This window comes from Inhella proteolytica, from assembly GCF_016093275.1.
GTDB classification, from domain to species: domain Bacteria; phylum Pseudomonadota; class Gammaproteobacteria; order Burkholderiales; family Burkholderiaceae_C; genus Inhella; species Inhella proteolytica.
The window spans coordinates 104052-116130 of sequence record NZ_JAEDAK010000008.1 but is presented as its reverse complement, the minus strand read 5'-3'; the positions used below and the strand labels follow the sequence as shown (position 1 = coordinate 116130).

Annotated in this window: 7 protein-coding genes; 6 read left to right on the top strand and 1 reads right to left on the bottom strand. The window is 68.5% G+C overall.

Features of this window, described 5'->3' with window-relative positions:
- Positions 1-33: 33 nt before the first annotated feature.
- Positions 34-852, top strand: a complete 819-nt coding sequence (locus tag I7X39_RS12895; RefSeq protein ID WP_198111573.1) for a M90 family metallopeptidase — start codon at positions 34-36, stop codon at positions 850-852.
- Between the two features lie 88 nt (positions 853-940).
- Positions 941-3085, top strand: a complete 2145-nt coding sequence (locus I7X39_RS12890; protein WP_198111572.1) for a lipoxygenase family protein — start codon at positions 941-943, stop codon at positions 3083-3085.
- A gap of 57 nt (positions 3086-3142) precedes the next feature.
- Here the strand turns inward: I7X39_RS12890 and I7X39_RS12885 are convergent, their stop codons facing one another.
- On the bottom strand, positions 3143-8137 hold the full coding sequence (locus I7X39_RS12885; protein WP_198111571.1) for a diguanylate cyclase domain-containing protein: 4995 nt from the start codon (positions 8135-8137) through the stop codon (positions 3143-3145).
- A gap of 807 nt (positions 8138-8944) precedes the next feature.
- On the opposite strand from I7X39_RS12885, the gene minC reads away from it, so the two are divergent.
- The 4 genes from minC (at position 8945) to I7X39_RS12865 (ending at position 11933) form a co-directional block, all read left to right on the top strand.
- Positions 8945-9679 (top strand): septum site-determining protein MinC, encoded by a 735-nt coding sequence (minC, locus tag I7X39_RS12880; protein WP_198111570.1) that lies wholly within the window; start codon positions 8945-8947, stop codon positions 9677-9679.
- Positions 9680-9705: 26 nt separating this feature from the next.
- On the top strand, positions 9706-10518 hold the full coding sequence (gene minD, locus I7X39_RS12875; RefSeq protein WP_198111569.1) for a septum site-determining protein MinD: 813 nt from the start codon (positions 9706-9708) through the stop codon (positions 10516-10518).
- Positions 10519-10535: 17 nt separating this feature from the next.
- Positions 10536-10796, top strand: coding sequence for a cell division topological specificity factor MinE (gene minE / locus I7X39_RS12870; RefSeq protein ID WP_198111568.1), 261 nt, complete (start codon positions 10536-10538; stop codon positions 10794-10796).
- A 150-nt stretch (positions 10797-10946) separates the two neighbouring features.
- On the top strand, positions 10947-11933 hold the full coding sequence (locus I7X39_RS12865; protein ID WP_198111681.1) for a tRNA dihydrouridine synthase: 987 nt from the start codon (positions 10947-10949) through the stop codon (positions 11931-11933).
- The last annotated feature ends 146 nt before the right edge of the window (positions 11934-12079 follow it).

Below are 12079 nucleotides of genomic sequence, written 5' to 3'. Positions count from 1 at the left end.
CATCTGCCAAGCCTTGCTGCTGCGGATCGCGTCATGGCCCTTGTGTTTGTGCTGCTGCTGGGCCTGGCCCTGATCGCCTGGTGGCTGGCCGAGCCCTGGCTGCGTTCGCTGCGCCGGGCCCGCCTGCGCAATCAGCCCTTTCCGGCCGCTTGGCGGCGCATCCTGCGCCGGCGCGTGCCCCAAGTGGCCACTCTGCCGCCCGACCTGCAGCTGCGCCTCAAGGGCCTGATCCAGGTCTTCCTGGCCGAGAAGCCCATCATTGGCTGCGGTGGCCTCACGGTGACGGACGAGATGCGCGTCACCATCGCCGCCCAGGCCTGCCTGCCCCTGTTGGGCGCCACGCGCGGCTACTACCCGGCGCTGCGCCAGGTGCTGCTCTACCCCGGTGCCTTCGTCGTCAACCGGCCCGTCAACGCCCCCGGCGGCGTGGTGCAGGACCAGCGCCGCGCGCTGGCCGGCGAGAGCTGGGTGCAGGGCCAGGTGCTGCTGAGCTGGGAGGATGTGCGCGCCGGCGCGGCCGACCCGCGCGACGGCCAGAACGTCGTCATCCACGAGTTCGCGCACCAGCTCGACCAGGTCAAGGGCCATGCCAATGGCGCGCCGCCGCTGGCCACTGCGCAGGCCCAGGCGGTGTGGAGCCGCGTGATGCAGAACGAATTCGACGCCCTGCAGACGCGGGTGGCCTGGGGCGAGCCGGGCCTGCTGGGAAGCTACGCGGCCACCGACCCGGCCGAGTTCTTTGCCGTGCTCAGCGAGCTGTTCTTCGAGCGGCCGTATGAACTGCGCGCGCAGCACGCGGCGCTGTATGCGGAACTGGCGAACTTCTATCGCCTGAACCCCGCAGCCTGGTAGTCGGGTCATGGGTTTCTCCTGGGGATGACGCGCCGGGCGCGTCGTCCAATGGCGCGCTCGAATTGCGCCGCCACCCCAGGAGGAATCCATGCTGACCACCAACGCCACCCCCGCCCAGCAGCCCACCCTGCCGCAGCAGGATGACGCCGCCGCGCGCAAGCAGCGCGCCTTTGATCTTTCGCTGGCGCGCACCAACTACAACTACATGCTGAGCTACCTGGACGGCGTACCGATCTCGGCCGACCTGCCCAAGGGCGAGGAGTTCACGCCGGCCTACGAGATGAAGGTGTTCGAGGTCTTCGAGCTGCTGGCCGACAACTTCAAGAACGCCGTCATGCTGCTGCTCAGGCGCCAGCTCGAAAGCGATCTGCCCACCGAGACCCTGCAGCGCGTCAAGCAGACCTACGAGCAGCTCAAGCAGGATTTCAGCCTGCTGCACCTGAAGCGCGAGGCGCAGGAGTTCGATGCCTTCCTGAAGGCTTTGTCCGAGCTGCCCGAGGCGCTGGAGAAGGTCATGCGCCTGCCGGCCGACCTGCTGAAGATGGCCACCGGGCTGCAGAAGGTGTTCGAGGATTTCAAGAAGGACGGCCCGACCGCCTTCCTCAAGTCCACCCTCTTCGACATGCTGGCCCAGACCCATGGCCGCAACTACCTGCTGGCCCAGAGCCTCGACGATTACGAAGCGCTCTTCATCAACCTGCCCAAGCCGCTGATGCTGAGCATCGACGAACAGCCCTGGATGCCGCAGGACGGCCAGAAGCCCTGCGAACAGGACTGGTACTTCGGGCTGATGCAGACCGCCGGCTACAACACCACGCTGCTGCGTGGCCTGGTGCTGGAGCCCAGCAGAACGGCGCCGCAGGCGGTGGTCTTGAGCGAGCTGCAGCGCAAGATGCCGATCAGCGACGCGCTGCTTCAGAAGGTGGTGGGCGACCCGACGCTGACCCTGGTCGACGCGGTGCGCAAGAACCGTCTTTATGTGTGCGACTACGCGATGCTGGAAGGCGCCAAGCCCGACGAGCTGCAGGGCGTGCCGCGCTACCTGGCCGCGCCGATTGCGCTCTTCTACTGGAACCCGCAGCCGCCGGCCGGCTACCCACCGCAGGCCGAGGGCGTGATGCAGCCCATCGCCATCCAGCTGCTGCAAGCCCACGACCCCGAGACCGCGCCGATCTTCACCCCCAACGACTGCGCCGGCGCGCAGGACCCGAACGGCCTGAAGTGGCGGGTCGCCAAGTTCATTGTTGGTGCGGTGCAGGCCATCCAGCACGAGTCGGTGGCGCATCTGGGCGAGACGCATTTGATGATCGAGCCCATGGCCGTGGCTGCGCACCGCCAGCTGGCGCTGACGCACCCCTTGATGAAGCTGCTGATTCCGCACTTCCGCTTCACCATCAACATCAACGACTCGGCCCTGCACAGCCTGATCGCCCCGGGCGGCGTGGTGGCCACCAATGTCGGGCCGGCGATCGAGTCGACGCTGGAGATGGTTCGCCTGGCCCACGAAGCCTGGCGCTGGGACGACAACCACCCCGAGCGCCTGTTCAAGCTGCGCGGGGTGGACCATCTGCCGGACTTCGCCTTCCGCGACGACGCGCTGCTGCTCTGGCCGGCCATCCACAAATTCGTGTCCGGCTATCTGCGCATCTATTACCAGTGCGACGCCGACCTGCTGGAGGACAGCGAGCTGCAGGGCTGGATCCACGAGCTGACCGCACCGCAGTACGGCGGCCTCCAGGGTCTGGGCGGGCTGACGGCGACGGGTGACCCGCAGCGTCCCTGGCGCATCGACAGCCTGGACTACCTGATCGACATGGTGGCGCAGATCCTCTACATCGCCGGACCGCAGCATGCGGCGGTGAACTACGCCCAGTACCCCATGATGAGCTACATGCCGGTGGTGGCCGGCACCATCTACGCGCCGCCGCCCACGCGCAGCACCGTCATCCAGACCAAGGAAGACTGCAAGCTCTGGTTCCCGCCTCTGGATGTGGGCCTGTACACCTTCTCATTCGAGTACCTGCTCAGCGGCGTGCAGTTCGACCGCTTTGGCCATTACGAGCACAACCCGCGTGTGCCGTACTTCCAGGACGAGCGCGTGCAGCCCTGCGTGGCCGAGTTCCAGGACGCGCTGGCGCTGGCTGAGATCGAGATCCGGCGCCGCAACCGCCTGCGTCCGCTGCCCTACCTCTACCTGCTGCCCTCGCACATTCCGAACAGCATCAGCATCTGAGTCTTCTGTTCCGGGCTGCGCCCAGCCCGGGGCAAGGCCCGTTCACCTTAGGTGCGTTCAGGCCGGTGCGTTGCGGCTGCAGTTGCGGCCCTCGCGCTTGGCCTGGTAGAGCGCCTGGTCGGCGGCGCGCAGCAGGCCTTCTGCACCCGACTGGGCATCGGCCACGCAGGTGGCGTGGCCGATGCTGAGGCTGACCCGCCCGCCCGCCGCCGAGCCCATGTGCGGGATCTCGCGCTCCGCCACGGCCTGCAGGCAGGCCTGCGCCACCTGGGCCGCGGCCTCGGCGTCGGTCTGCGGCAGCAGGATGGCGAACTCCTCGCCGCCATAGCGGGCCACCAGATCGCCGGCGCGCGCCGCCACATGGCTCAGGGCCTGGGCCACGGCCTGGATGCAGCGGTCGCCCTCGACGTGGCCGTAGTGGTCGTTGAACTGTTTGAAGTGGTCGATGTCGAGCATCAGCAGCGAGAGTGGCTGGTTCTGGCGCAGGCTGCGCCGCCATTCCAGAGCCAGACGCTCGTCGAAGGCGCGCCGGTTGGCGATGCCGGTCAGGCCGTCCTTCATGCTCATCTGGCGCAGCTCTTCGGTGCGCTGCGCCACTTTTTCTTCCAGGCTCTCGTACAGGCGCGCGTTCACCAGTGCAATGGCGGCCTGGCCGGCCAGGGTTTCCAGCGTGCGCTGCTGGCGCGGTGTGAAGGCGTCGCTGAGCAGGCGGTTTTCCAGGTAGACCAGCGCCACCAGGCGGCCCTGCGCCAGCACCGGCAGGCAGAGCACCGAGCGCGGCTGGTGCACCTGCAGATAAGGGCTGCGCGCAAAGCGCTCGTCCTGGTCGGGCTGGTTCAGCACAAGGGTGCAGCGGGTGAGCTGCACGTACTCGATCAGCGGCACTGGCAGGCGCTCTTCGGCCTGGGCCAGCGGCTGCGTCAGGCGCGGAGAGACCTGCACCCGGCCGTCGCTGAGCGTGCCCTGAGTTTCGAGCAGCAGGCTCTCGTCGTCGCAGCTGACGATGGCACCGCTCTCAGCGCCGGCGTTTTCCAGCAGCAGGCCCAGCATGGTTTCAAGCAGGCGATCGAGATGGATCTGCTGGGCCAGCGCCTGGCTGGCCTTGAGCAGAGAGGCCAAATCCAGCGCCCCGCTGCTCTCGCTGACGGTGCTGCGCAGCACGCTGCTGACCAGGGATTCGCGTCGCTGCACGATGCGGAAGGACACCTGTTGCCATTCGGCTTCGAGCTGGCGGCACTTCAGCAGCGCGCCCCAGCGCCGGTAGTGGTAGTAGGCCTCGCGGATGAAGTTTGCCGCCAGCTGCTTTTGATCCTGGCTCAGCCAGAAGCGTGCGTACAGCTCATTGGCCAGACCCTCGTCGACCGTGAACTCGGCTTGCCCTGCCGCGTCGATGGCCTGAGCGTAGAGGTTCATGGCACCGCGCTCGTCGCCCTGCACCCGTGCCAGTTCGGCGGCGATCAGGCGCTCGCGGTGGCGGAAGTTGGCTTCGCAGTCTTGCGCCCAGGTGTCGAAGCGTTGCCAGTGCTCGCGCGCGCGGGCCTGGGCGTCGGGCGTGTCGGCAAAGCCCTCGCGCAGCAGGCCCAGGGCCTCGTAGAAGCAGGCTTCGACAAAGCTCGGGCTGTCGGGCAGCACCATGCCGATCATCGGCACATTGGGGGCGTGCTGGCGCCACTGCGCCCCCGCGCCGAGCAGGTAGGCGTGGCGCAGCCAGGCGGTGCTGTAGAAGGCCAGCGGGATGCCGGGCGTGCGTTCGTCGCCCTTGAAGAAGTCACTCGGGCTGAATTCGGGGCTGTCGAAGCTCAGCGGCTCGGTGCTGCGGCCGCACAGCGCACGCAGCGGTTGCAGAACGCCGTTGCGCAGCATGGCCTCGGTGCTGGGCTGCAGGCTGCGCTGCAGCACCCGCAGGGCGCGCTCGGCCTCGGGCTCCAGCTCGTCCAGCGGCACGCCGTAGATGAAGCGGTTGACGGCGCGCAGCAGCACGCAGTAGCCGGTGGACAGCGGGTTCATGCCGCTCAGGCCCAGCTCGATGGCACGGTCCAGCAGCGGCACGCTGGCCTGCAGGGGCTCACCCCAGTGCTGGTAGAAAGGCGCGAAGTACTGATAGACGGTGATGCGGTAGTGGCGGTCCGGGCGCGCCTCGGCCAGGCGCAGGGCGGCACGGCCCATGCGGTAGACCTCGGCATACGGCTGCTTCATGGCCGACATGGCGGTGGTGTAGGCCACGCAGGCCACCGAGCCCAGATCGCACAGCCCATGGTCCAGACTGGTGCGCACCATGCGGCAGGCGTCCAGCAAGAAGGTGCCAAAGCAGGCGCACTGGTAGCTGGAGTGGGTCAGGCCAAGGTACAGGCGCATCTCCATCAGGCGGGCGGGCTCGCGCATCTCTGGCAGTTGCAGCCAGTCCTGGTTGGCGGGCTCGGCCAGCAGGGCCTGGGTCTGCGCGAACTCGGCCGGCACGGCGGCCATGGCCTGGGCTTCGTCGTCCGGGAAGGGGCGGCCCACCAGGGCCAGGCCGGCGCGCAGCACCGGCATCGCCTCTTGAAAGCGCCCTTGCAGGTTCAGCTGGTCGGCCTGGACCAAGCAGATCTCGGCGCGCAGCACCGGGTCGGTGCAATGCGCGTGCACGATCGGGTAGAGCGCCTCAGCGGCCTCGAAGCGGCCGGCCAGGTACTCGGCTTCGGCCAGCTCCCTGTACAGGCGCTGGGTGCCGGCGGTGTCGGCCTGCCAGGCGTCGGGCGGCAGCAGCTGCACCGCCAGGCGCAGGTACTGGCTGGCCGCCAGGTAGGCAGACGAGGCCTTGGCGCGCAGACCGGCCTGCCAATTGAGCGCGCCGAGCTGGGCCCGCTCCACCGGTTCGGTCAGGGCGTCGAGCCCCTGATTCAGGCACTCCAGCACGACGAAGAGCCGGTCCTGCAGCTCGGTGGCGCTGGCGCCGCGCAGCAGGCGGCGGCCGCATTCCAGCTGCAGGGCACTGCGCTCGTGCTCGGGTGTCAACGCATGGGCAGCCTGCTGCACGCGATCGTGCAGGAAGCGGTAGCGGGCGCGCGCCAGCAGCTCGGGGCTGTCCTCGAACTTGTAGAGCTCGCCCAGCGGCTGCACCAGGCCGGCGGCCAGCGCGGGCCAGAGCCGGCGCGCGCTGCCGCGCGCATCCTGTTCGCACAGCCGCATCAGTTCGCGCAGGCTGAAGCCCTCGCCCAGGTGGGCGGCCTGGGCCAGCAGGCGCTGGGTGTCGGGCGGCAGACCGCGCAGGCGGGTCAGCATCAGCTCCACCACATTGGCGGTTTCGGTGCGGCTGCGGATGCGCTCCAGCTGCCAGCGCCAGGTGCCGGCGGCACGCTCGTACTGCAGGTCGCCGAGCTCATGCAGGCGGCGCAGGAACTGGCTCAGGAAAAAGGGGTTGCCGGCCGTCTTGGCAAAGCAGAGTTCGGCCAGAGGCATCAGCAGCGTGGGCGGGCAATGCAGGGTGTCGCCCAGTAGCTCGGCCACTTCGGGCAGGGACAGCGGCGGCAGCAGCAGCTGCTCGATCGGACGCTGGCGCTGCAGCTGGTTCAGCAGCTCCTGTAGGGGGTGGGTGGGGCCGACCTCGTTGTCGCGGTAGGCCCCGACGATCAGCAGGCAGGCTCCCTCGTCTTCGCTGAGCAGCTGTTCGAGCAGGCGCAGGCTCGGTGGGTCGGCCCACTGCAGATCGTCCAGGAACAGCAGCACCGGATGCGCGCGGCCGGCCAGGCAGCGCACAAAGCGGCCGAAGGCGATGTGAAAGCGCGCCTCATTCTCGGCCGGCGGCAGGGCCGGCAGCGGCGGCGGCTCGCCGATCAGCAGGCGCAATTGCGGCACGATGGCGGCCACCGCACCGGCCTGCTCGCCCAGCGCCTGGGCCAGCTGCTCGCGCCAATAGGCGCGTCGCTCCGGGCCCTCAAGGGCGAGCTGCTCCATCAGCGGCTGGAAGGCCTGCACCAGGGCGGCATAGGGTTGGTCGCGGCTGTACTGGTCGCATTTGCCGCGCAGGAAGTAGCCGCGCAGCGCCAGCACGGGGCGGTGCAGCTCGGCCACCAGGGCGGTCTTGCCCACGCCCGAGGCGCCGCTGACGAGCAGCAGCCCGGCCTGGCCGCCTTGCACGCGCTCAAAGGCGGCCAGGATGCGGGCGGTCTCGGCGGAGCGCCCGATCAGGCGCTGTGCCACGCTGAAGCGCTCGGGCACGTCCTGGCTGGCCAACGTGAAGGGCTCGATGCGGCCCTGCACGCGCAGGCGCTCGGCGCACTGCTCCAGGTCCATGCGCAGGCCGTAGCTGCTCTGGTAGCGCTCGTCGGGGTTCTTGGCGAGCAGCTTGTGCACGATGGCGGCCAGCGCCTCCGGCACCTGCGGGTTCAGCTCGTGCAGCGGCCGCGGGGCCAGAGCGATCTGCGCATGCAGCAGGGCGAGCGGGTCGCTGGCCTGGAAGGGCCGCTGGCCGCCGAACAGCTCGTAGAGGGTGACGCCGAGCGAATAGAAGTCGCTGCGGTAATCGACCGCCAGATTGGTGCGCCCGGTCTGCTCGGGCGACAGGTACTCCAGCGTGCCTCGCGGCCCCCCTTCGCTGCTGCGCCGGGTCTCGCTGTCCAGCCGCGTGGCCAGGCCGAAGTCGCACAGCTTCAAGCGCAGCTGCACCAGATCGACCAGCACGTTCTTGGGGGCGATGTCGCCATGGATCAGCCGCGCCTGGTGCACCGCGCTGACGGCGTGGCACAGCTGGATCGCGAGGCTCAGGCTCTCCGACAGATCAAGCAGGCGGCGCTCGATCAGCTGGGCGAGGTTGTGCGGGCCGAAGTCCTCCAGCACCAGCACCAGGCTGCGCTGTGCCGGCCGCAGCTCGCGGGCGCGCACCACCCACTCCGAGTCGAGCTCGCGCAGCAATGCGTACTCATGGCGCCAGCGCGCCAGTTGTTCGGGTGCGGGCTGGTCGCTGTCCAGCACCTTCAGCACGACCCGCTGGCCTTGCGCATCCAGGGCCGTGGTGACCACCGTGTCGCCATGCGAATGGATCACATCCTGGAGCGTAAAGCCGGCGATTTGCATGGCGCAGGAACAAGCGGCAAAGCTGGGGGACTGGCAACGGGCCAGCATACGCCGCCCATCTGAGCCCGGCACACCGGATATCTGCCAGGGTCCGCCATCCCCCTTCGGCGGCGCACGCAGGCCAGGCGCATGTGGACAACTTTGTGCGCAACCTGCTGATGCCTGCCCTAAGTGCTTGATTCTTGGCACTTGCCGAGATCGCCCCAGGGCTGCCGCTTGGATGACAAACTCAATCCAATCAATGACTTAGTTGAATATGACGATTCCATGGCACCGACGCGGACGGCTGCCTGCCGCAATCGCATTTCTGGGGACAAGTCAATCCCTTTTGAACTCTAGGGCGGCGGGGCAGGCTCCTTTGTGCGCTGGCGATCGTGCCAAAAACTCATCCATCGCTTCACGCATTCCGCCTAAGTACTTGATTCGTCTTGGCCGCTTCGGCTATTCACCGAACTTGTGGATAACTTTGTGGGCAACCCCGTCCGGCCGCCCCCAAAGCCTTGCAGTGACGCGCTTTCTCTTGCCTTGCCTGATTTTTGCGCACCCCACTTCTCTCTATACGAATCAAGCACTTGGCGCATATGTTGCAACTTGTTCCGGCGTCATGGCTGTTGCGGCGCAGCAGTCCATCCCGCAGGACCCGGAGGGTGCCGATTGGGGGTAACTTGGCGGCGGCTGCGGGAAAGTCCGGTGGCCGACGGCGCCGGACCTCGGGCTTGCCAGGCCGGGCGGGGTGGCGCGGCCTCCTAGAATCCGCGGCTTTGCGCCCCGGCCCTCCGCGGGCCGCCTCCGAACCCCGCGCCGCGCATGTCCGCCCCTCGCATCGAGCTCAAGTCCACCCAGCTGGCCGCCCTGCAACTGCCCCTGCGCACCCGTTCGGTGGATGAGCTGGCGGCGCAGCTGCGTGCCCAGTGGGCCGATGTGGCCGGCGCCTTCGATGGCGAGGCCCTGTGCCTGGAGCTGAGCGATTTGCCCGCTGGCCAGGGCCTGGACTGGGCCGCGCTGCTTCAGCTGCTGCGCGGCTGGAACCTGCGCCCGGTGGCGCTCAGCGGCCACGCCGCGCTGGCCGAGGAAGACCGCGCCCAGGCGCTGGCCCTGGGCCTGGCGTTGAGCGAGGCCACGCTGGTGGCCCCCGCCGCCGCAGCGCCTGCCCCGGTGGCAGCCGCGCCGGAGCCGGCCCCCATGCCTGCGGCCCCGGCCGCCGCCGCCCCCACGCTGGTCATCGACCGCCCGCTGCGCAGCGGCCAGCAGGTGTACGCACGCGGCGCCGACCTGATCGTGCTCGGCCTCGTCAGCCATGGCGCCGAGGTGATCGCCGACGGCCACATCCATGTCTACGGCGCGCTGCGCGGCAAGGCGATTGCCGGCGCGCGCGGTTTTGCCGAGGCGCGCATCTTTGCGCACAGCCTGGAAGCCGAGCTGCTGTCCATCGCCGGCACCTTCCGCACCTCTGAAAAAGGCCTGCCCGCCGAGGTGCAGGCCAAGCCCGCCCAGGTGCGCCTGGAAGGCGACAAGCTGGTGATGGAAGCCCTGAAGTTTTGATTGAAGCAACGGAAAGACCGAATCGCATGACCAAGATCGTTGTCGTGACCTCTGGCAAGGGCGGCGTGGGCAAGACCACGACCAGCGCCAGCTTTGCCACCGGCCTGGCCCTGCGCGGCAAGAAGACTGCCGTCATCGACTTCGACGTCGGCCTGCGCAATCTGGACCTGATCCTCGGCGTCGAGCGCCGCGTGGTCTATGACTTCATCAACGTCATCCAGGACGGCGTGAAGCTCTCGCAGGCGCTGATCAAGGACAAGCAGCACGAGAACCTCTACATCCTGGCCGCCAGCCAGACGCGCGACAAGGAAGCGCTGACCCAGGAAGGCGTCAAGAAGGTGCTCGACGAGCTGGCCGAGATGGGCTTCGACTACATCGTCTGCGACTCGCCGGCCGGCATCGAGACCGGCGCCATGATGGCCATGCATTACGCCGATGAGGCGCTGATCGTGACCAATCCCGAGGTCAGCTCGGTGCGCGATTCGGACCGCATCCTGGGCATGCTCTCCAGCAAGACCCAGCGCGCCATCGACGGCCGCGAGCCCATCAAGGAACACCTGCTGATCACCCGCTACAACCCGAGCCGGGTCGAGGGTGGCCAGATGCTGAGCCTGGACGACATCCACGAGATCCTGCGCACGCCGTTGATCGGCGTGATCCCCGAGAGCGAGGCGGTGTTGCAGGCCTCCAACCAGGGCGTGCCGGCGATCCTGATGAAGGGCACGAACGTGGCCGAGGCCTACCTCGACGTGATCGGCCGCTTCCTGGGCGAGGACAAGCCGATGCGCTTCATCGAGGCCGAGAAGCAGGGCTTCTTCAAGCGCCTGTTCAGCCGCTGAAGCGCAGGGAGCAGTCCATGGGCTTCATGTCCTTTTTCCTCGGCGAGAAGAAGCAGACCGCTTCCGTCGCCAAAGAGCGCCTGCAACTGATCCTGGCGCACGAGCGCAGCGGCCGCAACGCGGCCACGCCCGACTACCTGCCCCAGCTCAAGGCCGAGCTGGTGGCGGTGATCTCCAAGTACATGAAGATCGACCCGAACGATGTGCTGGTGGAGCGCGAGCACCAGGACAACATCGAGGTGCTGTCGGTCAAGATCGAGCTGCCGGACGCCAAGTAAAGGCCAAGTCAGGCGCCTGCCCGAATTTGTGGCAGTTTGATGAATTCACCGCGCCGACAGGCACTTAGCACCATGCCCCAGGCGCAATTCACGGACTTGTCCACAGTTGTCGTGGACAGCGTCTCGACACCGCAGATCCTGCTGGCTCCGATGGAGGGTCTGCTCGATCATCTGCTGCGCGAAGAGCTGTCGGCGGTGGGTGGCGTGGACCGCGCCGTCAGCGAGTTCATCCGCATCACCGACCAGCTGCTGCCGCGCCGCGTGTTCACGCGCATCGTGCCGGAGCTCCTGAACGGCGGCCGCACCCAGGCCGGCACGCCCGTGCGTCCGCAGCTCCTGGGCTCTGACCCGGCCTGCCTGGCCGACAACGCCGCCCGCCTGGCCGAGCTGAACCCACCGGGCATCGACCTGAACTTCGGCTGCCCGGCCAAGTGCGTGAACCGCCACCGCGGCGGCGCGGTGCTGCTGGACGAACCCGAGCTGCTGCACCAGATCGTGCGCGCCGTGCGCGCGGCGGTGCCGGCTCAGATTCCCGTCAGCGCCAAGATGCGCCTGGGCAACGAGGACGCCGCGCGCATGCTCGATTGCGCCCGTGCGCTCGAAGCCGGCGGTGCGGCCGAATTGGTGGTGCATGCGCGCACCAAGCGCCAGGGCTACAAGCCACCGGCCTACTGGGCCGAGATCGGCGCCATCCGTGCCGCCGTGGCCTTGCCCATCGTGGCCAATGGCGAGATCTGGACCGTGCAGGACGCCCTGCGCGCGCGCGCCGAGAGCGGCTGCTCCGACCTGATGCTGGGCCGCGGCGCCGTGGCCGACCCGGTGCTGCCGCTGGCCCTGCGCGCGCACGATCTGGGCCTGGCCGCCCCCACCCGCGCCTGGGCCTTGCTGGCGCCCTCGCTGCTCAGCTACTGGGCACGCGTGAAGGCGCGCGTGGGCGCCAAGCACCAGGCCGGCCGCCTCAAGCAATGGCTGCATTACCTGCGTCGCACCCACCCCGAGGCCGAGGCGCTCTACACCGCCATCCGCACCCTGCAGCAGCCGGCCGAGTTCGAGGCCGCGCTGCGGGCCGCGCTTCCGCAGGCCCCCTGCCGCAATTTGCAGCAGACCGAGTCCCTGCTTGTCCAGACAAGCACTTAGCGCGCTCCCCCAGAACTCATGCACGAACTTGTCCACAGCGGACGGGGACAGTGTGAGGAACTTCCCGTCAGGCAGCGCCTGACGGCGGGTTGGCGTCAACGCCGACAGCGGGATGCGACTTAATGCCTCGAAGCCCGCGGTTCGGC